The organism is Pseudomonas sp. BJP69 (assembly GCF_007633355.1).
GTDB classification, from domain to species: domain Bacteria; phylum Pseudomonadota; class Gammaproteobacteria; order Pseudomonadales; family Pseudomonadaceae; genus Aquipseudomonas; species Aquipseudomonas juntendi.
Map to the genome: position 1 here is coordinate 4,825,816 of NZ_CP041933.1, position 24,393 is coordinate 4,850,208.

The window sequence follows — 24,393 nt, forward strand, 5'->3', positions numbered from 1 at the left end:
CATCCGGAGTGACCACCTGCCCCTTTCGAAGGATCGAGTATTCCCTGAGGTAACGAGGCCCTGCCTTGCCTCCCGGAATCATGTTCAGGCGGGTGCGCCGATAGAGGTAGTTGATCTAAAGGTCAATTAGCCCTAATCATGAGTGGAGCTGCGCCCACCGCCCAAAGGGGGATGACATTCCTACAGCCTTACTGAATAGCAAAATCAGCTTCGGTCTTGCGCCTGCGGTTGAGTACCAGCATCACCGCCATCGATAGACCGCCCAGCAACACCGAGCCCGCCGATAGGGTAAAAATCTCCTGCCGACCTTGGTTACCGATGAGCACCATCAAAATCGTTGGCGCTGCAGCGGCAGAGATGACTTGCAGGCTCCCCACCATGCGAGTGAGCCGACCCGTTGGATCATGGGCGACGACCGACGACATGTAGTACGACAGCGCAAGGTTCCAGCCAACGTTCATAAGAAACACGGCGATCCCCAGATCAACGGCACTTCTGATGGCGGTTGCAAACATGACGATGGCCGCCAATACGATCGTCGAGCCCGTAAGAATCATCGGCACTCGCCCGAGCTTCTTGCCCAGAAGGCTTGGCAATGCGGCTCCGGGCAAACCACCCAGCAAACCGACGCTCAAGGCCCAACCGATCTCCACGGCCCCGATTCCCGCGTCAGTGCCTATGCCCTCTACGAACCCCCAAAGCGAATAGATGGACACTTGGAGCAAGACCATCCCGATAAGGGAGAACACCCCAACGACCGAAAGACTCTTCGCATTCGCGTCGGTTGTATTTTTGGGCTTGGGAGCGGTTGTCCGAGGCAAAAACATGCACGCGAAGCAGATCAAGGCGAACCAGATCGACAGGTAATTGATTGCCCACCCGAAACCCAGACGCCCTGCAATCAGCGGTACTGTCGCAGCCGAGAAAGCAAAAAGCGCTGTTTGCATGAACAGCAGCACCCCATAGGAGCGATCAGGGTCGCGCAACCCTCCGAGGCCGAAAATGGAATAGGCGTACAGGATCCCCGATCCTATTCCGGCAACGACACGAGCCGCCATCAACATCGAAACATCAGAAACCTGAGCAGTGAATAGATTGCTTACGAGTAACGCGGATGCAGCCAAGAGTGCCGTAGTGCGAACACTAAACCGGCGCATGATCGGAACGCATGCCAACGTGCCAAAAATCGAACCACACATTTCGGCTGACATGACGCTGCTTTGCTGAGCGAGCGTTAACCCCAGGCGCTCGACTAAGAGGCCGATGAAAATCGGTTGAATGCCTACGGCAAGAATGGATCCTGCCGCAATGAGAATGCAGGCTGCGCGCAAGACGTTGTCTGATTGTGTATTCATATTTTTGTTAGATCCTGCTGGTCGCCGCTTGGCGGACGACCAGGGTGGGCCTCAATACATAAGACCAGCCTATGTCGACGACGCCTGTTACGCTAAACGGTAACAGGCAATGTGAACTTGCCCTTCAGCGGGATAGCTGACATGGCCAATAAACACGTGATCTCGCAACCAGCTCAAAGGCCCATTAGCCACCTGGAAGACCGGTGTGCAGGTACAGCGATAGCGCTCTTGCTTCAATGGCCACACGCCTTCCGCGCTCAAGCGTCGTCCTTCCTCGTCGAGAAGCAGGCGGCCTGTGTTGTGGATATTGATGAGTTCTCCGGCATCCGTTAACAGGCTGTACCGGGCATCCAGCTCCCCTACGCCGTCCCTTCGCTCAAGATACTGGTCACTTCCCCCAGGCAAAACACGCCCACGAAAACCCAGGCCTTCAAAGGTACCCCCCGTGATCGGGTAGTTGCTACGCCAACCTTCGCAACACTCTCCCAAGTTCTCATGCACAGAGATATCAACCTTCAAGGTCATGACCCACTTTAAATCAGGTACGCTCACAGATTCGTGCTCGGACTTTTCCATTACTTCCTCTCGTGCAATCCGAATCATCGATTGCTCTTGATCGACGTCCAGGTTCGAGTCCGTACGCGCTCGATGGATGACGGTATCGGTTCAAGAACGTACAAGTTAGAACGCTCCGCTTCAGGAATGTAGATCGTAGGATCGTTTCGCAAGGATTCATCTACCAGAGCAGTCGCGTCCTTGTTTGGATTTTGGTAACCGATCTTATTGCTGATTTTGGCAATCACATCAGGGCGGAGGATGTAGTTTATGAAAGCATGAGCCTCCTTAGCATTCGGTGCGTTCAGAGGAATGGCGATGACATCTGACCAGGTAGGTGCGCCCTCCTTGGGGACAACCATCTTGATCTTGACCCCTTTTCCGGCAACGTTGGCAAGTTGCTTGGCCAAAGTAAAGCCGCCCGACCACCCAACGGCTGCGCAGATATCCCCGTTGGCCAGATCCATGCCATACCTGGACGAGTTGAAATAGCTCACATATGGGCGAATTTTCAGAACTGCCTGCTCGGCCTGCTTGTAATCACTGGCCTTTTGACTGTTTGGATCGAGGCCTTGGTAATGCAAGGCAATCGGAATGATCTCTGTCGCAGCATCCAGGAAACCAACACCGCACGTGGCGAGCTTGGAAATATTTTCAGGTTTGAATATGGCGTCCCACGAACCCATGTCTGCGTCTTTGCCGAGCGCCTTCTGAACCATGTCCACGTTGTAGCCGATGATCGTAGTTCCAAGCAGGTACGGAACGGCATATTGGTTCCCCGTATCCCCCACTGCTTCGAGGTTTTTCATCACGGACTCGTCCAAATGACTCCAGTTCGGTAGCTGCGCACGATCAAGTGGCTCTAGCGCTTTAGCCTGGATGAGCTTTCCAATGTTCGAGCTTCCAGGAAAGACTACGTCATAGCCCGAGTTACCGGTCAACAACTTTGACTCAAGGATTTCAACGCTATCGAACACATCGTAAATTGGACGTATGCCTGTCTCCTGCTCAAAGTCCTTCAGAACCTGCGGTGGTAGATACTCAATCCAGTTGTAGATCCTGACGGTAGGCTGAGCCCAAGCCAGAGAACTGACGGCCAGTGCAGCGACGCCAAACACGCTGCGCAAAAAAGCCTGCTTCATGAACGACACCTCGCAATTGATAATGCCTGATTGAACTCAGTAGCGATACGTAAAATAGAGTTCAAGCGCACTGAAACGCTCGTCATCCCCGAAAACTTGTTTTGCAGCGGATTTTGCATTTACCCAGTTATACGAAAGGGACGTATAAAGGCGAGGCGTTGGCGTCCAATCTAAGTACACTGCCGTCTCATCCGCAAATCTACGCTTGTCAACCGGGGTTCCTTGATAGTTCTTTTCGTCAAGCGAGAATTGGTAGTGGATGACACCAAACGTCAGGTTTTCAGTGAGGTGGTTCTTGATTGAAAACTGATGAACATTCTGGTTGGTGTTGAACAGGAGATAGTTTCCGACGACGTCACCGAGCAACCAGGTACCCCAGTCGATAAACCCTTTACTTAAAGGATCCCAGGCTTTTTGGCGATTATCAGTTAGATCGGAGTCACCCGAAAAGTGCGTGTAACGGTATCCAAGCACAGGCGCGAAGGGAAGCATATCAAACGTGTAATCCGCCTCGGCATACCAAGCGTTGGCGTCGTAGTCAACGCCGTCACCATTCCCTCGCTGGACTGCGTATTCGCCATTGAGTTCCAGAGCGGGCAGAGCCGGGTGAACGGCCTTGAGAGCCCGCACGTTATAGACCTGCATACCGTCACGGGCAGCTCGTGCAGGGGTATGGCCCTCAAGCGCATCGACCTTCATAGCAGTTGCCCCAAGAACGACTGCACCGCCCACATCATAATCCAGGTTGACCCCATTCATCCGGAAATCGCCCAGATGATCATCGGTGGCCAAACTGAAAGCTTGTACCTGAGCAGCTCCACCATCCCAGGCCAACAAAGCAGAATCGCGAAACGCCGTGCGCGGGCCAAGCCAGTACGCGCCGTCCCCGAAGGTATCAAGGTTGCCATCCATGACGATGAAGCCGGTACCAATCATGTAGTCCTGACGGCCAGCCGTGAATTTCCAATTCCCAGCCCGGAAGCCTGCGTAAGCCTCTTCGACAGAAGCGCTGCCATCGGAGCTGCGCGTGTTGCCGCCAGCATCACCATCCCCAAAGGTGCTTGCGGCAACCACTGAGCCACCCGCCAATAAGCTCAGATCAGGATTCAACTTATAATCAAATGCAACCTTGGGCTTGACATAAATTTCTTGCCAAGTCGTTTTTGTACCACGATCCTTACCGCTACGAAGATCCTTGACCCCGGCCCCGAAGTTAATGTTCCGAGCGGTGATAGTAGAGCCACCCGCAGAGAATGAAAACTCTCCACTTAAATCACCATCTTCAAACTTGTAACCGGCCCATGTGAACTGACTCACTGAAACGAGGCCGAGCGCTAGCAATACTCCGGCATTACGCGGGGTGCGGTACATGTGATGCTCCTGTGCATTGTTTTTGTATTACAGGGCAGTTGGGCGGCAAATCATGCCGCCGAAACCTGCTAAAGCAGGAGGATGCGACTGCATCCTTTAATTATTTTTTAAACACTCAAATGCATTGCAATAGCGCGTAGCATCCGCACGCTATCCGCATCTAGGTCGGTAACAGCTTCAGGTAGGGAGGATTGCTTGACGATTACTGTCCTGGAGGGAATATCCACAAACAGGTACTGCCCATGGATACCACCTGCCATGATGGCTTGACTGTGGTCGTTGAAGACATACCACTGGCTGCGATACGACGCCCCCGGCGTCCACTCGGAGAACTCTTCGTTCGCAGAGTAGATAGCAGGGTCAGCGCCACGAAGCACTCGCTCGATCGCGCTCTGAGAAATGAGCTGTTCACCATTGCGGTTGCCGCCATCGAGAATCAACTGACCAAAGCGGGCCATGTCACGCAAGGTCGCGTTGAAGCCGGCACCAGCCACACTGCGCCCCCAAGGGTCAGCCATAAAATAGCCATCGCGCTCGCAGCTGAGCTTGCCCCACACGCGCTCAAGATGCTCCGAACAAGACAGACCGCTTGCTCGCTCCATCACCCACGCTAACGCCTCAGTCGTTGCAGTCACGTAGTGGAAAAACCCACCGTGCTCACCCAATTTTCGCAACGAGGGGATGTACTGGTACAGCGACTCATAGCGCGAAAACTCAGTCGGCGCCGGCTGAAATCCGCAGGCGTAGCCATATTGAGAGCTTTCCGAAGCAGGATCGTCATAGACCTCGCTGTAGTCGATGCCTACCGCCATGTCGAACAGTTGCTGCACGGTTGCGTCTGCGAAGGCACCGTCGCCAAACTCAGGAACATAGGTCTTGGCCAGAGCCTCCGGGTTCAAAATGCCCGACGACACTAAGTCTTCACCGATCATGCCGATCAACGATTTGGTAACGGAGAACATGATGTGCCGGTCGCTGCGCTGCTGACCATTGAAGTACTCCTCGTGCATAACCTCGCCGTTACGCACCACGATGAAGGCGTCGGTTTGGCTCGCCTGCAGGTGCTCAGCAACCGTCACCGACTCGCCGATCACGCTTTCGAACGCCAAGCCACCCAGTGATCCGGGAGCACATTTCCACTCACTGGGAGCACCGTTCCCAGCTTTGACATCGATGGTTGGGCGCAAGCGTGCAAGATTTCTGAAAGCCCAGCGGTTGTAGGGTGGACGCATCCAGTTATCCCAGGTCACCCGGGCATCTGGAGTGGCTGGGAACCCTTGCATCAGAGAGACTGAAAGTCCACCGCTGATGACCGCTTGCTTGGCCTTACGGTACTGCTCGGCCAGATGATCAATCTTGTTATCGTTCATGACGCTGTCCCGAAAAATGACTCTGCGGTTCGTGCAGATGCCCTAAAGATTTATTACGAACAAAAACTTTAGTCAACTAAAACATTTTATTGGGATCACCTTTTCTGGTAGGCTGCATTCGACTGTGGACAACCGGATAGCGCAAGTGAGTGGATTACGTGAACGACAGATGGAGCTGCGCCGCCAGGCCATCTCCGAGGCGGCCATCGAATTGTTCAGAGATCAGGGGTATGCGCAGACGTCTATTGACCAGATAGCGAAGCTCGCCGGGGTGTCGTCACCTACCGTTTTCAAGTACTACCCGAGCAAGCAGGAGATCCTGCTGGGGTTGCTTCAGGAGGCTGATCAGCGCGCAGTGCTCGACCTGCGGGAGGTCATGCACCAGTTCGAAGACCCGGTGGATCTGCTGTGCCACCTGGAATCGCTTCTGATCAGCTACAGCCTCAAAGTCTTACCTGCCCCCATTTGGGCTGAGCTGCTGCCACTGGTGCTGAGCGGTGGAGTCGGGCTGCCTGACTCGTACCATCAAATGAACCACAAGCTGCAGGGAGAGATTGCAAATGTGCTCAGGGCGCTTCAGGAGGCAGGCAAGCTCAGGGCGGATCTGGACGTCGAGTTGGCCGCGTTCCTCTTGAACGACTATTCCCATGTCCAGCTGATGAGGCTAGTCAAAGCGACGGATCCAGATCGCGAGGAACACAACAGCAATGTCCGGCGAATCACCTCATTGCTATTCCATGGGATGAAGGCTGGCTAGGCATTGGCTTCGTGAGAGGTTGCTGGAGCGGAGCAGCGCTCGTGCGGCAATGAAGAACCTCCCGTGGCACCTACCGGAGGTGGGATTAAAGACCCTCGCCGAGGGTTGGTCTGGAATGGAAAAGCTGCAGGGTCGGGCTCAGCTTGACTGCATCACCTGATACACCACTTAGGTGCTCGATGAGGAGCAGAGCAAAGAAAGGGCAGCAAGGCTCAAATCTTGGTTTGACAAGAAATATGCGTTTCCGGGGATTGTGGCAAAACGTGGTATTCGTCGAAAATCAGCAAGCCCACCCCTTCCAGTGCCGGGTCGGCTTGCAGGCGGCGGGTAAGAATACCTTCGGTGACCACTTCGATACGGGTGCCGGGGCCTACCTTGCTGTCCAGGCGGATGCGGTAGCCCACGGTTTGCCCAACCTGCTCACCCAGCTCACTGGCCAGCCGCTCGGCCGCCGCGCGGGCGTCCAGGCGCCGGGGTTCCAGCATGAGGATGGTCTGCCCGGCCAGCCATGGCTCGTGCAACAACGCCAGCGGCACACGGGTGGTCTTGCCCGCCCCCGGGGGCGCCTCGAGCACCGCTTCGTCGCGGGTTTGCAAGGCTTGGCGCAAAGCGGGCAAGGCCGCATCAATGGGTAATGAAATCATGGTGGTCCTCGAACAGTCTGGCGAGTATAACGGCGAACCCAGCCTGCCCTATCATGGTCTTAGCATCAGGCTCAGGCGCTTCGCTTGCCCTGCTGAATACCCTTTCGGAGATTGTCATGCGCATCCCAACCCGCGCCATCGGTAGCGCACTCGTGGTTACCCTGCTGACCCAACTGACCGCCTGCGGCACCATTTTCTACCCGGACCGTCGCGGCCAGATCGGTGGCAAGATCGACCCGGTGGTTGCCGCCATGGACGCTATCGGCATCCTCTTCTACGTGATCCCCGGGCTGATCGCCTTCGGCATCGACTTCGCCACCGGCGCCATCTACTACCCAGGCGGCCACACCGCCCAAGTCGACCCGGCAAAACTGCAACAGGCCGTCAGCCCGGATGGCAAGGTCGACAACCTGAAGCTGCAGGCCATTCTTGAAACCGAACTGGGCCAGCGCCTGCCGCTTGACGACCCGCGGCTTATCCAGCACCGCGGCAGTGTCGAGCAATTGGCCAGCCTTGGCTTGGTGCCAGCAGCCTGAACCACAAGGACCTGACCACGGATGATAACCACCCCGGCTGAACACCAGCGCCTGTTGCGCCTGGCCACCCGCGCCTCGCTGGCGGTGGCCGGCATCCTGGTAGTGAGCAAGGCGCTGGCCTGGTGGCTGAGCGGCTCGGTCAGCCTCCTGGCCGGGCTCACCGACTCGGCACTGGACGCCGTCGCCTCGTTCCTCAACCTGCTGGCCGTGCACTACGCCCTGCGCCCGGCTGATGACGACCACCGCTTCGGGCATGGCAAAGCCGAAGCCCTGGCCGGCATGGCGCAGGCGCTGTTCATCGGCGTCAGTGCCGTATTGATCGGCGTGCAGGCGGTGGAGCGCCTGCATACGCCACAACCCTTGGGTGATACCAGCATTGGTATCGCGGTGATGCTGCTGTCACTGGTGCTGACGGTCGCCCTGCTGGCCTTCCAGTACAAGGTCATCCGCCTGACCGGCTCCACGGCGATCCGCGCCGACTCGCTGCACTACCGTTCGGACCTGCTGCTCAATAGCAGCATCCTGCTGGCGCTGTTACTGGCCCGTTTCGGCTGGCCGCAGCTGGATGCCCTGTTCGGCCTGGGCATTGCCCTCTACATCCTGTGGAGCGCGCTGCAGATCGCGCGCGAGAGTATCGCCATCCTGATGGACAAGGAGCTGCCCGGCGATGTGGGCGAGGAAATGGCCGCGCTGGTGTTGGCCATTCCCGGGGTCAAAGGCGTGCACGACCTGCGTACGCGGCTGTCGGGCAACCAGTGGTTCGTACAACTGCACCTGGATTTGCCCGGGCAGTTGCCGCTGCATGATGCCCATGAGCTGTGCGTGGAGGCCTCGCGGGTGATCCGCCAGCGTTATCCGCAAGCGGATGTGATGGTGCATGCCGACCCGGTCTGAACCTGCGCGTGGGTCAGTTGACGCTGTACCCTCGGCCGCTGAAGCAGGCCCCCAGTGCGCGTTGGTAATTGCTGAGCACATTCGGCGGCGGCGCGTAAGTCGCGGTGGCGGGGTCGAAGCCTGACTGGCTGACCGCCCAGCGGTGGCACTGGTAACGGTCCTGCTCCTGCTGCTCCGGGCCTTGGCCATACATCGGGTACGCCATCACGTCATAGCCGCCCGCAACCGGCGGTGGCGGCGCGGGTGGCGGCGGGTTGACCACCACATATTCCTGGCTGTCTTCCAGGTACTGGTAGTAGGTATCGGCAACCAGGAAGAACAACGCCCCACCCACCCACACTTCCCGTGCATACGGCGGCAGGTAATTGACCCGCACCCCGTAAGGCGGGGTTACCACGATGTAATTGCCGCCATGCGGGCGGTACCAGTAACCGCCGGAGTAGAAGTAGTCACGGCCGCGATAGGGCACTTTCCAGTAGCGGTCAGGGAAACGATCGACCGTGTGCCCAGGGCGGTACTGCGGCCCCGGCCCCCAGCCATTGCCATGGCCGTCCGGGCGCCCCTGCCAGTCGCCACCGGGCCTTGGCCCCGGCCCCCCGGCTTGCCAGCGATGCTCATCGCCATGGCGGCGGGGAATATCCTGGTAGTAGCCCTGACGGGGCGGCTGGGTCTGGCGTACTTCGTCGCGGGCGTTCAGCGGCCGACCGGGCCCAGGGTCGCCGGGCCCTTCGGCCAGCGCCCCAAGGCTGATGCCCAACCCCAGCAAACCAACACCTGCCAACTGCCAGATGCGCGACGTCATGGTATTCCTCTCGGTAGGTAAACTGCAGCAGGCAGCCAGTCTACCGTGCTCTTCAGGCCGGCCAATTAAAATTACCGACATGAAAAAAGGGAGGCCGCAGGGCCTCCCTTCAGGAATTGTCGTCCGTGCTCGGCACTTGTGGCACCGGCTCACCTCACAGCGTCTTCTGGAAGCTGTGTAGCCCGGGGGCCTGCGGATCCGGTTGGATGGCTGGCCGCGACCGCCCGCCTAGGGCGCGTCGCCGTGGACTGATGTCCGGGCAGTGATTCTGTTGATAAAGATACCGGACAGCTGGCGGCAGCGGATTGCGAAGATTGCTCATATAAATATTACTTGCGCAATTTTTCACCCTGGAATGATAATTCGCCGCAATCCGAACAGAAAAGGCAAATGCCATGAGCAAACTCGACCGCTATGACCTGAGCATCCTCGCCGAATTGCAGCGCGATGCGCGCATTTCCAACCAGGAACTGGCCGAGCGCATCGGCTTGTCGCCTTCGCCATGCTCGCGTCGGGTCAAGCAGCTGGAGGACGACGGCTACATCTCCCGCCAGGTCGCCCTGCTCGATCGCAAAAAGCTGGGCTTGAGCCTGACCGCCTACGTGCTGATCGGCATGGACCGGCACACGCCGGAGCGCTTCGAGACCTTCGAGGCCGCTATCCGCAACCTGCCTCAGGTACTGGAATGCAGCCTGGTCACCGGTATGGATGCCGACTACCAGTTGAAGGTGGTGGTGCCCGACATGGACCACTACCAGAAACTGCTGCTCGGCAGCCTGACCCGCATCGAAGGCGTCACCAGCGTGCGTTCGAGTTTCGTGCTGAACCAGGTGCTGGCCAGCACCGAGCTGCCATTGACCCACCTTCGGTAATTGCCCGCGCCTGCGGGCGTATACTCGAGCGCTCAAACTGCCTGGAGAACACCGATGGATCCCGCCGTATTCGAAGAGTGGATGATGATCATCCTGGTCACCGTGCTGATCGGTTTCATGGGTTTCATCGTCTGGGACCTGGCGAAAAAGTCCAAGGCGGGCAAGTTCGGTACGCTGATCCTGTTCTTCGTGCTGGGGCTGGGGGTGCTGGCCTTTATCATCAAGAGCGTGGTGGTGGGGTTTCTTGAAGGGGTTTAGGCCTTGGGAATGCAGAGGTCGCGACCCAAGGCATGGGTTTGCGCGGTTCTGTAGGAGCGGCCTTGTGTCGCGATGGGCCGCAAAGCGGCCCCCACTAGCGCTGCAATTTTGCCGGAACCTCGCGCCAGCACCCCTGCTCCAACCCGTCGAGCGCCCAGTCACCAATGCGTACCCGCACCAGGCGCAAGGTCGGCAACCCCACCGCTGCCGTCATGCGCCGCACCTGGCGGTTACGCCCTTCACGAATTACCAGCTCCAGCCAGCTGGTCGGCACGCTCTTGCGAAAACGCACCGGCGGGTTGCGCGGCCACAACGCGGGCTCGGCCAGGCGCCGCGCCTCGGCCGGCAAGGTCGGCCCATCGTTCAGCTCCACGCCGTCACGCAAACGCTGCAACTGCTCGTCGCTCGGCTCACCTTCCACCTGCACCCAGTAGGTCTTGGCCAGCTTGTGCTTAGGGTCGGCAATCCGCGCTTGTAGCCCGCCATCGTTGGTCAGCAACAGCAAGCCTTCACTGTCACGGTCCAGCCGCCCGGCCGGGTATACGCCCGGGATATCGATGAAGTCCTTGAGCGTCGCCCGCCCTTCGCCGTCACTGAACTGGGTCAGCACGTCGAACGGTTTGTTGAACAGGATCAGGCGGGGCTCGGCCGGCGGCGCTTTGGCCTGGCGACGCGGGCCGGCGGCAGGCCGCGCCTGGGGGCGGCGCGGCTTGTTACGGGGTGGCAGTGACATGGATCCTCAGCGGAACGGCGGCTCATCGAAGCTGCGCAGTTTACGCGAGTGCAACGAGTTGAGCTCGGTGCGCAGCAGGTCGAGGGCGGCAATGCCGATCTTCAGGTGCTGGCTGACCGCCCGGTTATAGAAGGCGTTGGCCGAACCTGGCAGCTTGATCTCGCTGTGCAGTGGCTTGTCGGACACGCACAGCAAGGTGCCGTACGGTACCCGCAAGCGATAGCCCTGGGCGGCAATGGTGCCGCTTTCCATGTCCACCGCCACGGCACGTGAGAGGTTGATCAGCGGCCGCTCCTGGGCCCAGCGCAGCTCCCAGTTACGGTCATCGTAGGTCAACACGGTGCCGGTGCGCAGGCGCTTCTTCAACTGTTCGCCACGCTCTCCGGTCACTTGCGCAGCCGCTTCCTGCAGCGCCAACTGCACTTCGGCCAGGGCCGGGATCGGAATATTCGGCGGCACCACGCGGTCGAGAATGCCGTCGCGGCGCATGTAGGCGTGTGCCAGAACATAGTCGCCAATGGTCTGCGACTGGCGCAGGCCGCCGCAGTGGCCAATCATCAACCAGCAATGCGGGCGCAACACCGCCAGATGGTCGGTGATGTTCTTCGCATTCGACGGGCCGACGCCGATGTTGACCAGGGTGATGCCGTCACCGTCGGCGGCGATCAGGTGGTAGGCCGGCATCTGGTAACGGTGCCAGACCACGCTGGCAACCAGCGCCTGGGCTTCGCCATGGTCCATGCCCTTTTCGATGGCCACGTTGCCCGGCAGCACCATGCGCACGAAACGCGGGTCGTCACGCAACTGCTCCAAGCCATGGCTGATGAACTGGTCGACATAGCGGTGGTAGTTGGTCAGCAGGATCCACGGCTGCATGTGGCGCCAGTCGCTGCCGGTGTAATGCACCAGGCGGCGCAGCGAGAAGTCGACGCGTGCGGCATCGAACAGTGCCAGCGGCAACACGTCGGCATGATCCCAGTCGTACAGGCCGTCGGCGATATTGTCGGTGGCGGCCGACAGGTCGGTGCTGGGGAACACCCGCGCCAACTGCGCGGCGGTGATGCCGCTGCCGGCCAGTTCGTCACCCTGGTCGACCACATAGGGGTAAGGGATATTCTGTTCGCTGACGCCCACTTCTACGGTAACGGTGTAGTCGTGCATCAGCGGGCGCAGTTGCTCCAGCAGATAACCACGGAACGCCGCGGGCTGGGTGACAGTGACGCTGTAGGTGCCGGCCACCTGCACCTTGGCATAGGCGCGCGTGGTGGCGGCGACTTCGCCATGGCTGTAGTAGGTCAGGCGCAGGGCCGGGTAGCGGAACAGGTCGCGCTGCTCGGCGTCGGGTTCGGTGCGGTCTTTCAGATAACGCTTGAGCGCAAGGCTTAGGGCACCGGTGGCTTGTTCATGCAGGGCCGCCAGACGATCGACGGCCTGTTCGGGGGTATCAACGACTACAAAAGCGTGGCTCACACTGTGCTTCCTGTCTGGACATGCATGTGAACCATCTTGCCTGCCTTCTTGGCTAAATACATCCCCATTGATCGGTGCTGGATCCTTCGCGGGCGCGCCCGCTCCCACAGGTACGGCACCGCCCGGGACATCCATGAAGATCTTGTGGGAGCGGGCATGCCCGCGAAGAAGCCGAATCAATTCGCCCAGGCTGGCGTCGCCCGCGCCACCAATGCCTGCACATCCACACCACGCGGCAACGCCCCATACACCCGGCCGCCCCCCGCCAACCGGCTGCCAATGAACGCATCACTCACCAACGCATTGCCCGCCTCCAGCAACAGCTTGGCCTGCAACGCCAGGGCAATATCCTCGGTCAGTTGCCGCGCGCGGTACTGCATGTCGCCAGTATCGGCAAACGCCCCCTTGAGGTTGCCGATATGCGCCGCCAAACGTGGGTCGCCATGCCCATCGCCCAGCTCGGCGAACAAGGCATCGAGCACCCCCGGTTCCTTGGAAAGGGCCCGCAGCACATCCAGGCACTGCACATTGCCCGAGCCTTCCCAGGTCGAGTTCACCGGTGCTTCGCGGTACAGCCGGGGCAGGATGCTGTCTTCCACATAACCGGCACCGCCCAGGCATTCGGCGGCTTCGTTGATCATGGCCGGCGCACGCTTGCAGATCCAGTACTTGCCCACTGCCGTCACCAGGCGGGCGAAGTGCGCCTGCTGCGGATCTTCGAGCTGCTCCAGCGCCTGACCCATGCGCAGGCTGAGGGCGAGCGCAGCCTCGCTCTCCAAGGCCAGGTCGGCAAGCACGTTCTGCATCAGCGGCTGCTCATTCAACACGCGCCCACCGACCTTGCGGTACGCGCAGTGGTGGGTAGCCTGGGTCAGCGCCTGGCGCATCAGCGCACTGGAGCCGACCATGCAATCGAAGCGGGTCATGGCGACCATTTCGATGATGGTCGGCACACCGCGCCCTTCTTCGCCGATCATCCACGCCAACGCCCCGCGAAACTCCACCTCGCTGGAGGCGTTCGAGCTGTTGCCCAGCTTGTTCTTCAGGCGCTGGATATAGAACTGGTTGCGGCTGTCATCCGGGCGGTGGCGCGGCAGCAGGAAACAACTCAGCCCCTTTTCGGTTTGCGCCAGGGTAAGGAAGGCATCGCACATCGGCGCCGAACAGAACCACTTGTGGCCGACCAGCTCGTAGGCCTGACCCGGGCCCGGCGCCCCGACCGGGTAGGCCCGGGTGGTGTTGGCCCGCACATCGGTGCCGCCCTGTTTTTCGGTCATCGCCATACCCAGGGTGACCCCGGCCTTGTGCCGGTCGCCGACATTGCGCGGGTCATACTCGCAGGCGAGGATTTTCGGTAGCCAGTACTCGGCCAGCTCGGGTTGCAAGCGCAGGGCTGGCACGGCGGCGAAGGTCATGGTCAACGGGCAGCCGCTGCCGGCTTCGGCCTGGCTGTGCAGGTAGGTCATGGATGCCCGCGCCACATGCGCCCCGGGGCGGGGCTCTGCCCATGGCAGCGACGGCAGGCCGTGCTCGATCGCGGTGCGCATCAGTTCGTGGTAGGCCGGGTGGAACTCGACTAGGTCGATGCGATGGCCGTAGCGGTCGTGGCTGCTGAATTCGGGTTTGTGGGCGTTGGCCAGAAAGCCAGCCTGCATCAGCGGCCCCCCGGCCAGGGCGCCGTAGGCATCGATCCGCGACTGCGCCCAGCCCGCGCCGAAACGCCGCGACCACTCCTGGAGTGGCAGGTCGAGGCGGTAAAGGTTGGCACCGTCGAGGGACGGTGGCTGGTTGGTGACTTCGTGGGTTTCAGCGTACTGGTGCAGGTTCATCGGAGGCTCCTGGATCCGGGTAGGCTTGAAAGACCCAGTGAAGCACTGCCTGCGGGGTTGGCAAAGTGGCATTCGTGACTAAAGGTGTGGTGGTGGGGGCATGGGGTGCAGATGCATGTCTTGAGCCTGCATCTGGGCTGACAGGTGTTCGCCATAAGATCTGCGGCGCGGGTGAGGTCGAGCGCCGAAGCGTTCGCCTCGACACATTCAGCGCCTGCGAGATCGAGCGCCGCCCGCGCGGCGCTTCGCGGGTAAACCCGCTCCACATTTGTTTCGGGCCAATCATGCCTGGGGGATTTGCGCGCGAACGCCCTGGCGCCCACCACGATATCGCGTAGTAAAAACAAGGCGGTCGCGCGCGTCCGGCACAGGCAATACTGGCCCGAAACAAACGTAGGAGCGGGTTTACCCGCGAAGCGCCGCGCGGGCGGCGCTCGATCTCACAGGCGCTGAATGTGTCGAGGCGAACGCTTCGGCGCTCGATCTCACAGGCGCTGAATGTGTCGCGGCGAACGCTTCGGCGCTCGATCTCACAGGCGCTAAAAATATCTCGGCGAACACCTGTCAGCCATCCCCGGCTTACAGCGGGAGCGCCACGCCCAACAAGCATGTAGTCCAATTCCCTATTCACTGTAGGCGCCTTCCTAAAGCCTCCACACCCCCAAAAAACCCGCCCACAGCCTGCTAGGTTCATGGCTCCCACCTCGAAAAAAGGCGAGCCATGAGCCTGCGCATGAACATCTTTGGCCGATACCAAGGCTTGGACGGCGACCACACCACCACAGGCGCCATCTGCATTGCCAGCCAGGCCAGGGGCCGTGTGCATGGCCGCAATTGGCTGCTGCTAGGCGACCCGACCACGCCCTGCCCGCTATGTGGGCAAGCGGGCACCATCGTTGAGGGCGAGTCCCGCTGGCGGCAGGACGGTATTCCTACGGCTCTGGACGGCGCACTTGTGCAATGCGGGTGCCCACAGGGCAGCAATCGCGTGGTTACCGGTGGGTCAGCAACACCGGCGTCGCACAGGGCACCAGCACCTGAGCCTCTTCGTGAGGCACCCGCGCAGGCTCAGGCGCGTAGCCCGAGCACAAGCACCTATCAGCCAGCAGTGGCTCAGCCTTCGTCCACGCCACCAGGCATGGAGCCTGGGTTCTACATCGTTCCCCGCAGCATGTCTTACGAGCAGGTTTTGGCCAACCTCAGAGACACGGAATCCATCCTGCCGGGTGCAATGTTGAAACGGCTCAACCCGACTTACCAGCAGGGGTTCAAAGCAGGGGAAATTTTCATTATTGGCGACCCACGCAACGGGCACGCCTGCACTCGCCAGGAACTGCACGCGATGAGTGCGGCGGAATTCGCACGCGAAGCGTTGGCAAGTCTGACACCCGAGGAAGCCAACTTCATGATGCGCCACCAGGCGGATATTGCCGGCTTGCTGAGCGATGCTAGCCTGGCGATGGGGGTAAGCGAGGCCATGATGGCTAGGTCATTGGAGGAACTGGGTACAACACTGCGTAATATTGAAAAGCTGCATCAGCAGCAGTTTACGAAACATGGGCATTTGCGTAGTCCTGAATTTTTTGCTGAACGCAAAGAATTGTTTAATCAGCTAAGTGCCAAATTGAGGGCCGGCCTTCTGAACAAACGGATGGAGCTTGGCAGTCACGATACCTTACGGCGGGGTTTGGGGATCTCTAGTCGTAGCCTTGTTCATCATTGGAGTAAAGCTGGAGCACCTGGGAATATTCCGGGATACTCAACACACCTCGAAAAAGTAGCAAGCATGTCTAAATACCTGAAAGCTGGAGGGTATGTAGGCATAGCTTTGGGTGGTGGATCATCATTACTAAAGGTTCAAGAAGCCTGCAAATCGGGGGACACCGCTGCATGTAAAAGACTCAGTTTTACCGAGGCAGGAAGTTTTTCAGGAGGCCTAACAGGTGGCGGCGTAGGTGCATCCATTGGGAAATTCGCAGCCGGCTTTGCTTGCGTCAGTTTCGGAGCCGTAAGCGGAACTGTATGCTCCATTGTAATGGTGGGAACAGGGTCTCTTGCCGGAAGTGTCGCAGGCATGAACGCTGGAGAGTACATCGGCGAGGAGCTATATGAATTTATCGAGCACGAATGATCATATGGAATTGATATGGCGCCTTGCCTTTGTCGCGACACCTTTTGCACTTGCACTGATCGGACTAGCCATGACAGCAAATCTCGCTCGCATCCAAAACTACCGAATATTAGAACAAGCCTTGAGAAGAAGCTCATGCCTAAAAACTGCAACAGAGATATGGAGCAATAAAAGCTTTCATTCTCGAATGTCAATTGTCTCCACCCTGACCGGCATTGCATTGCACCCTAAGTTTTTCTTGAAAAGAAACCTTCTTGATGAAACAGATGCGTCTAGATTTCCTTACTACCTGAAGGTCAGAATGCGCATTTCGTTCTGGCTACTGGTGACAAGCTTGTTATGGCTAACAATAGCCGCCACGTTAATCAAATTGAATTATTTATAACCCACAAGCAACATTGTTCGACATTGTACCTAATTGGATATTGCCCAGTCGCTTGTGCTGGTCAATCAAGGGTACATGAGCTTGTTCGTGAGGTGCCTGGCTGCTACATCGTTCCGCGCTGCATCACATTTCAAGAATGTATGGGGGAACTGACCGTCGCAGATAATATACAGAACAGGTGAGAATATTATGGAATTTTCAGCGAAAGCCATGGAATTTTTCATGGCGACGACGTCATGCTTCATGATCATGATCGGACTGGCATTCTGTATTCGCTTGGCGCAAGCGAAAGCTCTAGAAAAAATGATTTCAGCAATACCAAGCAGTTACTGGCTGAAATTAAGTATTGCCTTATGGGGCAAACAAAATCTTCGCTCCCGACTACAGTTAGTAGGAGTCGTATCTGCCATACTTTTCTGGCCAATAAAAACCTGCACATCCCTCACAACAAACTAGACCGAAAAGATATTGACAACCTCCCGAAGCATTTAAGAATACAGCCACGATCAGTAACTGGCTACCCTACCTAGGCGCAGTCTGGTTTGGCATAACTTACCTCATATACAGCTAGCCAGTACGATGAGAGTCCGCCCAAATAAGTCAGCCGAAGATAAATTTCGAAGGACAGGACGGCACCAGCTACACCGCTGTTCGCGGGCACGCTCGCTTCCACAGGAATTGTGCATAATTTGAACGAAGTACGATCCCTGTGGGAGCGGGCATGCCCGCGAATGGGCCGGCCCAGCCAATACAAAGGTCAGCGCATCAAACCCAACTCGGCATCATCCAACAGCGCTTTCGCCATCGCTGCGAAGTAATGCGATGCCCACATCATCTGCTGGTCGCCATCCATCAAACCGGTCAGCGAAAGATCGCGTGCATAGCCCATCAGTTCAGAGGCCTGCTCACGGGCGCTGCGGCAGGGGATGCCCTCGGCGATGCGGAACAGGGGGTGGGTTTGGCCTTCGCCCTGGAAGAAGTAGGTGACGCCGGGGGTGGTTTTGGTTTCTTCGATCATGGATTGGTCATCATATGAGTTATGTGCCACCCCTCCGTTTCCACACTTTAGGGTGACAGCTGCACACGGGGTGGAAAACCAGGCATATGATGAAAACCCGGTAGGCCCGAAAGCCTCCCGCGTACAGCTGTCATGTCAACAATCATCATATGCCCTGCCAGGTTTCCACACCCGATCGCTGAACCGTCAGCGATAGGCAAAGCCTAGAGGGCGGGATTTGCAGGAGCAATCAGACGCGTGTCGACAGAGGTTGTAGGGTATTTCGCAGGGGGTGGAGTTTCCAGTGCTGAGACGTAGGAAGAGTCTGGAATTGTTGTAGGTTGCTGGGGGCATGGCCGAGGACGGCATCAGGGCTGACAGGTGTTCGCCATAAGATCTTCAGCGCCTGTGAGACCGAGCGCCGCGCGGGCGGCGCTCGATCTCACAGGCGCTAAAAATATCTCGGCGAACACCCTCCAGCCCCCCCACCCCCCTTAAACCGAACGACGCTTCTGCAAGATACCCACCGGCACCTGCCCCTGCGAAACCGCCATATTCAAACTCAACTCAAACCGGCTCCCCAACCCACGCGTCGACTCATGCGCCAACCGCGCACCCAGCAACTCGCCCATCTGCCGGCAGATCGACAACCCGATCCCCAACCCGCCATAGCGCCGGGTCATCGAGCCATCTACCTGGAAGAACCGCTGATACAACGTCGCCTGGTCCAGGTCATCGAAGCCGATACCGCTGTCGCTGACAGTGAAGGTCAGCGCCATGTCATCCGGCCCCACCCGGCGCCCGCGCACCTGGATCACCACGCCGCCCTGATGGGTGAACTTCAACCCGTTATCCACCAGGCACCCCAGGCAACGCGCCAGCTTGGGCCCGTCACCCAGTAACCCATCCGGCAAATCGGCCGGGATATCCAGGCTCAGGTACAGGCCCTCGGCCAATGCCTGGCCGGCATAACCGGCGCGCAGGCTCTGCAACAAAGTACGCAGGCTGAACGGCGCCGGCTGCACCCGCAGGCGCCCCGCTTGCAGCTCGGACAGCGTAAGGATGGCATCGACCATGTCCATCATGCCCTGCGCCGAACCGACCGCTGTACGGTGGTACTGGGCCATCTCGCCTTCCATCGGCAAGGTATGCATTAATTCCAGCGAGCCAATCACCCCGTTCATCGGCGTGCGCAGTTCATGGGTCACACTGGCCAGAAATTCGTCCTTCAACCGGTTGCTCCTGGCCAACTGCAGATTCAGTTGTTCCAGCGTACGGCCGGTTTCACGCAAGGCCTGCGCCTGCTGCTCGCGCAGGATGTTGATGCGGTCGGCCAGCGCCAGCGACAGCAGCGCCACCTCCAGTGCCGAACCCAGTTGGCTGGCATACATGGTGATGAACACGTTCGGCAGGTAGCCCAGCACCATCAGGGTGTTGACCAGGCCACCAAGCAGGAACGCCGTCCAGGCAATGATGAACCAACGCGCCAGGCGCAACCCGCGCCACCAGGCATACAGCCCGGCGCTGAACACGCTGACGGTGAACAGCAGCGCCAGCAGGGTGGCCATGCGCAGCGCCACCCCATAGGCCATGCTCACGGCCAGCACCATGACCGCCACGCCCCCCAGCATCAACAGCTGCAATAGCCGATCGAAGCCCCGGCTGATACTGCCAAGCTGCAGGAAGTGGCGGGCGAACTGGCAGGCGAACAGCGCGGCAGCACCGATGCTCAGCGGTGTCGCGGCATTCGCCCACCATGGGCTGTCCGGCCAGAAGTAGGCTACACCGGCGCCATTCACCGACACCTGGTAAAGGCCGAACGAGGCGATATAGAGGATGTAGTAGAGGTAGCTGACGTCGCGCACGCTGAGGTAGATGAACAGGTTGTACACCAGCATCACCAGCAGCACGCCATAAATCATGCCCAGCACATACAGGCGGGTCGGTTGCGCCTCGATGTAGGCCTCGGGGGCCCATAGCGCCAGCGGCGCCTGCACCGAGCCCTGGCTATGCAGCCGCAGGTAAGCGGTAGTCACCTGGCCAGGCGGCAGCGGCAGCTCGAACAGATAATTGCTCTGGCGCACCTGCCGGCTGTCGTAGGGCAAGGCATCGCCGGTGCGCTGGGCCAGGCGGTAGCCGCCATTGCCATCGGCCAGGTACAGCTCCAGATGATCCAGGGGCGGGTAGGCCAGTTCCAGCAGCCACTGCCGGGGCGCAGCACCGGGCGCCGCAACCGGGCGCAACTCGACCTTGAGCCAGAACACCGAAGTGGAATAACCGGCGTTCAGCACCTCATCTGGGTGGGGGCGGAAGTATCTGGCGAAGTCAGGGGCGCTGACTTGGGCGATGCTGCTACTGCCATCCGGGTCCTCATAAACCTGCATGACCTTGCCCAGCGGCAGGTGCCGGGTAGCCTCGTCGAAATCGACTGCGCCGGCCAGCACGGGCAGCATCCCCAGAAGCACAATCAGCAAATAGCGCATACAGCCCCAGCCTGGTCTGTGCAGTCGCGTCGCGGTTGCCTCCCATCCGTTTGAGACGACGTGATCCAGCAGAGTCCGTTTGTCGAGTTATCCAAGCACTCTAGCATAGCTGTAACCGCTGGCGATCGGCCATGCCAAAACTCGAACAAAGGCTTCTAAATCAATAGTTTGATGGAAGATGCAAGCCGTAAGCTGACCATTCGATCAGTAAATCCGGTTTGTCGGACGATTCTCCCAAACAGGTTTGGTGGTAAGCTCGCCGACCATGAATACCTACAGCTCCCGCCCCGTTGTCCTCTGTCTCTCCGGCCACGACCCAAGTGGCGGCGCCGGCTTGCAGGCAGATATCGAAGCCCTGCTCGCCCAAGGCTGTCACGCTGCACCCGCCGTGACTGCCCTGACCGTGCAGGATACCGTCAATGTTTCCGACTTCCGGGTACTCGACCGCGAGTGGGTGCTGGCCCAGGCTAACGCCGTACTGGCCGACTCCACGGTTGCCGCGGTCAAGCTGGGCATGCTTGGCTCGATCGACATGGTCGACACCGTGGCCGAGCTGCTGGCCGCCCACCCGCACCTGCCGCTGGTCTGCGACCCGGTGCTGCGCGCCGGCGGCGGCGGCCGCCTGGGCAAGGATGAAGTAGGCTATGCCCTGCGCGAACGCCTGCTGCCGCTGGCGACCATCGCCACGCCGAACCTGCCTGAAGCGCGCATTCTCGCCGAACTGCCCGAGGGCAGCGCCGATGCGTGTGCCGAGAAACTCTTGCCGTTCTGCAAGCACCTGCTGATTACCGGCGGGCACGGCGACGAAGACGAAATCCACAACCGCCTGTACACCCAGAACGGCCAGCAATACACCTGGACCTGCCAGCGCCTGCCAGGCAGCTACCATGGCTCGGGGTGCACCCTGGCCAGCGCCCTGGCCGGCCGCCTGGCCTTGGGCGAGCAGCTGGAAAGTGCCGTACGCAGCGCCCTCGACTACACCTGGCGCACCCTGCGTGACGCCGAGCAGCTGGGCAAAGGCCAGTACGTGCCCCGCCGCCTGCCCCTGGACTTCTGCGCTTGAAGCGAGGCTTTCCATGAAGCTACGTGGCCTGTATGCCATTACCGACAGTCAACTGCTTGCCGGCCGTTTCCTGTCTTATGTCGAAGCGGCGCTGGAAGGCGGCGTGTGCCTGCTGCAGTACCGCGACAAAAGCGACGACGCAGCGCGCCGGCTGCGTGAAGCCGAAGCGCTGATGAAGCTGTGCGAGCGCTATGGCACCCAGCTGCTGATCAACGACGACGCCGAACTGGCCGCGCGCCTGGGCGTCGGCGTGCACCTGGGCCAGACCGACGGCCCGCTGACCCCGGCCCGGGCCCTGCTCGGCCGCCAGGCGATCATCGGTTCCACCTGCCACGCCAGCCTCGCGCTGGCCGCCCAGGCCGCCGAGGAAGGTGCCAGCTACGTGGCCTTCGGCCGCTTCTTCAACTCCGTGACCAAGCCCGGCGCGCCTGCCGCCAGTATCGAGCTGCTGGAGCAGACTCGCGCCCAGGTAAAGCTGCCGATCGCGGTGATCGGCGGCATTACCCTCGACAACGCCGCCCCGCTGGTCGACCATGGCGCCGACCTGCTGGCGGTGATCCACGGCCTGTTCGGTGCCGACAGCGCGCAGGAAGTTACCCGCCGCGCCCGCGCCTTCAACGCCTTGTTCGCATCCTGATTCGAGAGATTCCCATGTCCCGTTCCGAAGCCCTGTTCGCCCAAGCCCAGAAGCACATCCCCGGCGGCGTCAACTCGCCGGTCCGCGCTTTCAAGAGCGTTGGCGGTACGCCGCTGTTCTTCAAGCATGCCGAGGGCGCCTACGTCGTTGACGAGGACGACAAGCGCTATGTCGATTACGTCGGCTCCTGGGGCCCGATGATCCTCGGCCACGGCCACCCCGAGGTGCTGGAGTCGGTGCGCAGGCAGCTGCAGCACGGGCTGTCCTACGGTGCGCCAACGGCCATGGAAACCGAAATGGCCGACCTGGTCTGCTCGATCGTGCCGTCGATGGAAATGGTGCGCATGGTCAGCTCGGGCACCGAAGCCACCATGAGCGCCATCCGCCTGGCCCGTGGCTACACCGGCCGCGATGCCATCATCAAGTTCGAAGGCTGCTACCACGGCCACTCGGACAGCCTGCTGGTAAAAGCCGGCTCCGGCCTGCTGACCCAGGGCGTCCCCAGCTCGGCGGGCGTGCCAGCCGACTTCGCCAAGCACACCCTGACCCTGCCGTTCAACGACATCGCTGCCGTCGAGAAGACCCTGGCCGAAGTTGGCCAGACCGTAGCCTGCATCATTGTCGAGCCAGTGGCCGGCAACATGAACTGCGTGCCACCGGCCCCGGGCTTCCTCGAAGGGCTGCGCGAGCAGTGCGACAAGCATGGCGTGGTGCTGATCTTCGACGAAGTGATGACTGGCTTCCGCGTTTCCCTGGGTGGCGCCCAGGGCCATTACGGCATCACCCCGGACCTGTCCACCTTCGGCAAGATCGTCGGCGGCGGCATGCCGGTCGGCTGCTTCGGCGGCAAGCGTGAAATCATGGGCTGCATCGCCCCGCTGGGCCCGGTCTACCAGGCCGGCACCCTGTCGGGTAACCCGCTGGCCATGGCCGCCGGCCTGACCACCCTGAAGCTGATCAGCCGCCCCGGCTTCCACGCCGAGCTGACCGACTACACCAGCCGCATGCTCGACGGCCTGCAACAGCGCGCCGATGCCGCCGGGGTGCCGTTCGTCACCACCCAGGCCGGTGCCATGTTCGGCCTGTACTTCAGCGGTGCCGACGATATCGTCACCTTCGATGACGTGATGGCCAGCGATGCCGAGCGCTTCAAGCGCTTCTTCCACCTGATGCTCGACGGTGGCGTGTACCTGGCACCGAGCGCGTTCGAGGCAGGCTTCACCTCCATCGCCCATGGCGACAAGGAGTTGCAGATCACCCTGGATGCGGCTGAGAAGGCGTTTGCTGCCCTGAAGTGATGCTTTGCCTGTACCGGGATCTTCGCGGGATCACCCGCAAAGAGGCCGGTACAGGCAACAATTATTCATGCACAATCAGCTGACTTCCCCAACCAAGCAGAAATTCGAGTAAAACTTTGTAAGGTTGGCGCTGCTTATCCCATAATGTGCCACCAGAGACATTGGCCGCAGCTTTGCAGAGGTAAGTCGATCCCCATGAACCGCACCGGCCGCGCCCTGACCCTGGGCTGCCTGTTGCTTCTTCAGCCCCTGCTGGCCCTGGCGGAGGGCGGTAACTCGTTGCTCATTCCGGCAACGGGGCGCTGCACCTTGAACGTTCAGCCTGAAGACCTGGCAAACGCCCTCAAGGCCTGCGAGCAGACCGCCAGCGCGGGGGACGCCCAGGCGCAGTTCGAACTGGGCGAGTACTACTACACGCAAACCCCCAAGAACCTGAACAAAGCCCTGGACTGGTTCCAGAAAGCCTCGCTGCAAGGCCAGGCCGATGCCCAGTATCGCCTGGGGGCCATGTTCTTCCATGGCGAAGGGGTCAAGGCCAATAATGTGCAGGCGTACATCCTGCTGAAAATGGCCGCGGTCAACGGTGCCGAAGACGCGCTGGACATGGCCGACGAAGTCACCGAGCAAATGCCTCGCGACGACCTGGAGCATGCCACCCAGGTGCTCGGCCAGATTTTCCGCAAATACCTGCTGGAACTGCAGAACGCCGAAGGGCGCACGCCGTTCTCGCCGTTGCCCTGACCGCCAGTACGCCAGCATGGGTACACGCGCCCGGTGCAGGGGCGAACATACCCTTGATCGTTTCAGTGCT

At 60.0% G+C, this 24,393-nt stretch carries 22 protein-coding genes and 2 pseudogenes; 12 read left to right on the plus strand and 12 right to left on the minus strand.

The annotated features are described in order from the left end of the window. Window positions 1-188: 188 nt before the first annotated feature. From FPB55_RS22565 to FPB55_RS22585, 5 genes are all read right to left on the minus strand, one after another. Window positions 189-1,355, minus strand: a complete 1,167-nt coding sequence (locus FPB55_RS22565) for an MFS transporter (protein ID WP_009685420.1) — start codon at window positions 1,353-1,355, stop codon at window positions 189-191. Window positions 1,356-1,442: 87 nt separating this feature from the next. Further along, window positions 1,443-1,931 carry a DUF3237 domain-containing protein gene (locus tag FPB55_RS22570; protein WP_033690911.1) on the minus strand — a complete coding sequence of 163 codons (489 nt, stop codon included), beginning with the start codon at window positions 1,929-1,931 and terminating at the stop codon, window positions 1,443-1,445. 23 nt (window positions 1,932-1,954) lie between these two features. Further along, window positions 1,955-3,052 (minus strand): polyamine ABC transporter substrate-binding protein, encoded by a 1,098-nt coding sequence (locus tag FPB55_RS22575; protein ID WP_125855123.1) that lies wholly within the window; start codon window positions 3,050-3,052, stop codon window positions 1,955-1,957. A 36-nt stretch (window positions 3,053-3,088) separates the two neighbouring features. After that, window positions 3,089-4,423: a hypothetical protein gene (locus tag FPB55_RS22580; RefSeq protein WP_115294835.1), complete on the minus strand. Its 1,335-nt coding sequence runs from the start codon at window positions 4,421-4,423 to the stop codon at window positions 3,089-3,091. 107 nt (window positions 4,424-4,530) lie between these two features. Continuing rightward, window positions 4,531-5,793, minus strand: coding sequence for a serine hydrolase (locus FPB55_RS22585; protein WP_144189364.1), 1,263 nt, complete (start codon window positions 5,791-5,793; stop codon window positions 4,531-4,533). Window positions 5,794-5,938: 145 nt separating this feature from the next. Here FPB55_RS22585 and FPB55_RS22590 point away from each other — a divergent pair, with 145 nt between their 5' ends. Further along, window positions 5,939-6,550 (plus strand): TetR/AcrR family transcriptional regulator, encoded by a 612-nt coding sequence (locus FPB55_RS22590; protein WP_033690910.1) that lies wholly within the window; start codon window positions 5,939-5,941, stop codon window positions 6,548-6,550. Window positions 6,551-6,813: 263 nt separating this feature from the next. Here the strand turns inward: FPB55_RS22590 and FPB55_RS22595 are convergent. Further along, window positions 6,814-7,194 (minus strand): annotated as a pseudogene (locus tag FPB55_RS22595) (DEAD/DEAH box helicase); the annotation flags it as partial. Window positions 7,195-7,310: 116 nt separating this feature from the next. Between FPB55_RS22595 and FPB55_RS22600 the strand changes: the two are divergent. Further along, window positions 7,311-7,730, plus strand: coding sequence for a polyribonucleotide nucleotidyltransferase (locus tag FPB55_RS22600; protein ID WP_144189366.1), 420 nt, complete (start codon window positions 7,311-7,313; stop codon window positions 7,728-7,730). Window positions 7,731-7,754: 24 nt separating this feature from the next. Beyond that, complete coding sequence (locus FPB55_RS22605; RefSeq protein ID WP_174824166.1) at window positions 7,755-8,624, plus strand: cation diffusion facilitator family transporter; 870 nt, start codon at window positions 7,755-7,757, stop codon at window positions 8,622-8,624. 13 nt (window positions 8,625-8,637) lie between these two features. Here the strand turns inward: FPB55_RS22605 and FPB55_RS22610 are convergent, their stop codons facing one another. Continuing rightward, complete coding sequence (locus FPB55_RS22610; RefSeq protein ID WP_144189368.1) at window positions 8,638-9,426, minus strand: DUF6515 family protein; 789 nt, start codon at window positions 9,424-9,426, stop codon at window positions 8,638-8,640. Window positions 9,427-9,821: 395 nt separating this feature from the next. Here FPB55_RS22610 and FPB55_RS22615 point away from each other — a divergent pair, with 395 nt between their 5' ends. Next, the gene (locus FPB55_RS22615) at window positions 9,822-10,298 is read left to right on the plus strand and encodes an Lrp/AsnC family transcriptional regulator (protein WP_003249795.1); all 477 of its coding nucleotides are present in this window, start codon (window positions 9,822-9,824) and stop codon (window positions 10,296-10,298) included. Window positions 10,299-10,352: 54 nt separating this feature from the next. Continuing rightward, window positions 10,353-10,556, plus strand: coding sequence for a DUF2788 domain-containing protein (locus FPB55_RS22620; RefSeq protein ID WP_003249787.1), 204 nt, complete (start codon window positions 10,353-10,355; stop codon window positions 10,554-10,556). A 94-nt stretch (window positions 10,557-10,650) separates the two neighbouring features. Here the strand turns inward: FPB55_RS22620 and FPB55_RS22625 are convergent, their stop codons facing one another. The 3 genes from FPB55_RS22625 to FPB55_RS22635 all read right to left on the minus strand — a co-directional run bounded on the left by FPB55_RS22625 (window position 10,651) and on the right by FPB55_RS22635 (window position 14,588). After that, window positions 10,651-11,289 (minus strand): pseudouridine synthase, encoded by a 639-nt coding sequence (locus FPB55_RS22625; protein WP_029887384.1) that lies wholly within the window; start codon window positions 11,287-11,289, stop codon window positions 10,651-10,653. Between the two features lie 6 nt (window positions 11,290-11,295). Then, the gene (gene amn, locus FPB55_RS22630; protein ID WP_009685408.1) at window positions 11,296-12,759 is read right to left on the minus strand and encodes an AMP nucleosidase; all 1,464 of its coding nucleotides are present in this window, start codon (window positions 12,757-12,759) and stop codon (window positions 11,296-11,298) included. Between the two features lie 176 nt (window positions 12,760-12,935). Further along, window positions 12,936-14,588 carry an acyl-CoA dehydrogenase family protein gene (locus FPB55_RS22635; protein WP_054905921.1) on the minus strand — a complete coding sequence of 551 codons (1,653 nt, stop codon included), beginning with the start codon at window positions 14,586-14,588 and terminating at the stop codon, window positions 12,936-12,938. 733 nt (window positions 14,589-15,321) lie between these two features. Between FPB55_RS22635 and FPB55_RS26935 the strand changes: the two are divergent. From FPB55_RS26935 to FPB55_RS22650, 3 genes and pseudogenes are all read left to right on the plus strand, one after another. Further along, window positions 15,322-15,501: pseudogene (locus FPB55_RS26935) on the plus strand (PAAR domain-containing protein); the annotation flags it as partial. A gap of 258 nt (window positions 15,502-15,759) precedes the next feature. Continuing rightward, complete coding sequence (locus FPB55_RS22645; RefSeq protein WP_338725119.1) at window positions 15,760-16,719, plus strand: hypothetical protein; 960 nt, start codon at window positions 15,760-15,762, stop codon at window positions 16,717-16,719. 4 nt (window positions 16,720-16,723) lie between these two features. Continuing rightward, the gene (locus tag FPB55_RS22650) at window positions 16,724-17,104 is read left to right on the plus strand and encodes a hypothetical protein (RefSeq protein WP_144189372.1); all 381 of its coding nucleotides are present in this window, start codon (window positions 16,724-16,726) and stop codon (window positions 17,102-17,104) included. A gap of 757 nt (window positions 17,105-17,861) precedes the next feature. Here FPB55_RS22650 and FPB55_RS22655 read toward each other — a convergent pair. After that, entirely contained in the window at window positions 17,862-18,122 is a 261-nt protein-coding gene (locus FPB55_RS22655; protein ID WP_144189374.1) for a DUF3077 domain-containing protein, read from the minus strand. A 473-nt stretch (window positions 18,123-18,595) separates the two neighbouring features. Next, complete coding sequence (locus tag FPB55_RS22660; RefSeq protein WP_054911686.1) at window positions 18,596-20,584, minus strand: hybrid sensor histidine kinase/response regulator; 1,989 nt, start codon at window positions 20,582-20,584, stop codon at window positions 18,596-18,598. A gap of 265 nt (window positions 20,585-20,849) precedes the next feature. Here FPB55_RS22660 and FPB55_RS22665 point away from each other — a divergent pair, with 265 nt between their 5' ends. The 4 genes from FPB55_RS22665 to FPB55_RS22680 all read left to right on the plus strand — a co-directional run bounded on the left by FPB55_RS22665 (window position 20,850) and on the right by FPB55_RS22680 (window position 24,323). Beyond that, window positions 20,850-21,647, plus strand: a complete 798-nt coding sequence (locus FPB55_RS22665) for a hydroxymethylpyrimidine/phosphomethylpyrimidine kinase (RefSeq protein ID WP_029884760.1) — start codon at window positions 20,850-20,852, stop codon at window positions 21,645-21,647. A 13-nt stretch (window positions 21,648-21,660) separates the two neighbouring features. Beyond that, window positions 21,661-22,284, plus strand: a complete 624-nt coding sequence (gene thiE / locus FPB55_RS22670) for a thiamine phosphate synthase (RefSeq protein ID WP_144189376.1) — start codon at window positions 21,661-21,663, stop codon at window positions 22,282-22,284. A gap of 14 nt (window positions 22,285-22,298) precedes the next feature. After that, the gene (gene hemL, locus FPB55_RS22675; protein WP_009685400.1) at window positions 22,299-23,582 is read left to right on the plus strand and encodes a glutamate-1-semialdehyde 2,1-aminomutase; all 1,284 of its coding nucleotides are present in this window, start codon (window positions 22,299-22,301) and stop codon (window positions 23,580-23,582) included. Window positions 23,583-23,777: 195 nt separating this feature from the next. Next, complete coding sequence (locus FPB55_RS22680; RefSeq protein WP_029884758.1) at window positions 23,778-24,323, plus strand: tetratricopeptide repeat protein; 546 nt, start codon at window positions 23,778-23,780, stop codon at window positions 24,321-24,323. Window positions 24,324-24,393: the final 70 nt, after the last annotated feature.

Excerpts from the sequence above, each read along its gene's own strand:
- FPB55_RS22620 (WP_003249787.1), top strand. The coding sequence starts at position 10,353 with ATGGATCCCGCCGTATTCGAAGAGTGGATGATGATCATCCTGGTCACC.
- FPB55_RS22665 (WP_029884760.1), top strand. The coding sequence starts at position 20,850 with ATGAATACCTACAGCTCCCGCCCCGTTGTCCTCTGTCTCTCCGGCCAC.
- FPB55_RS22580 (WP_115294835.1), bottom strand. The coding sequence starts at position 4,423 with ATGTACCGCACCCCGCGTAATGCCGGAGTATTGCTAGCGCTCGGCCTC.
- thiE (WP_144189376.1), top strand. The coding sequence starts at position 21,661 with ATGAAGCTACGTGGCCTGTATGCCATTACCGACAGTCAACTGCTTGCC.
- FPB55_RS22650 (WP_144189372.1), top strand. The coding sequence starts at position 16,724 with ATGGAATTGATATGGCGCCTTGCCTTTGTCGCGACACCTTTTGCACTT.
- FPB55_RS22585 (WP_144189364.1), bottom strand. The coding sequence starts at position 5,793 with ATGAACGATAACAAGATTGATCATCTGGCCGAGCAGTACCGTAAGGCC.
- FPB55_RS22565 (WP_009685420.1), bottom strand. The coding sequence starts at position 1,355 with ATGAATACACAATCAGACAACGTCTTGCGCGCAGCCTGCATTCTCATT.
- FPB55_RS22680 (WP_029884758.1), top strand. The coding sequence starts at position 23,778 with ATGAACCGCACCGGCCGCGCCCTGACCCTGGGCTGCCTGTTGCTTCTT.
- FPB55_RS22635 (WP_054905921.1), bottom strand. The coding sequence starts at position 14,588 with ATGAACCTGCACCAGTACGCTGAAACCCACGAAGTCACCAACCAGCCA.
- FPB55_RS22570 (WP_033690911.1), bottom strand. The coding sequence starts at position 1,931 with ATGGAAAAGTCCGAGCACGAATCTGTGAGCGTACCTGATTTAAAGTGG.
- FPB55_RS22575 (WP_125855123.1), bottom strand. The coding sequence starts at position 3,052 with ATGAAGCAGGCTTTTTTGCGCAGCGTGTTTGGCGTCGCTGCACTGGCC.
- FPB55_RS22610 (WP_144189368.1), bottom strand. The coding sequence starts at position 9,426 with ATGACGTCGCGCATCTGGCAGTTGGCAGGTGTTGGTTTGCTGGGGTTG.
- FPB55_RS22625 (WP_029887384.1), bottom strand. The coding sequence starts at position 11,289 with ATGTCACTGCCACCCCGTAACAAGCCGCGCCGCCCCCAGGCGCGGCCT.
- FPB55_RS22615 (WP_003249795.1), top strand. The coding sequence starts at position 9,822 with ATGAGCAAACTCGACCGCTATGACCTGAGCATCCTCGCCGAATTGCAG.
- FPB55_RS22600 (WP_144189366.1), top strand. The coding sequence starts at position 7,311 with ATGCGCATCCCAACCCGCGCCATCGGTAGCGCACTCGTGGTTACCCTG.
- FPB55_RS22655 (WP_144189374.1), bottom strand. The coding sequence starts at position 18,122 with ATGATCGAAGAAACCAAAACCACCCCCGGCGTCACCTACTTCTTCCAG.
- hemL (WP_009685400.1), top strand. The coding sequence starts at position 22,299 with ATGTCCCGTTCCGAAGCCCTGTTCGCCCAAGCCCAGAAGCACATCCCC.
- FPB55_RS22660 (WP_054911686.1), bottom strand. The coding sequence starts at position 20,584 with ATGCGCTATTTGCTGATTGTGCTTCTGGGGATGCTGCCCGTGCTGGCC.
- FPB55_RS22645 (WP_338725119.1), top strand. The coding sequence starts at position 15,760 with ATGTCTTACGAGCAGGTTTTGGCCAACCTCAGAGACACGGAATCCATC.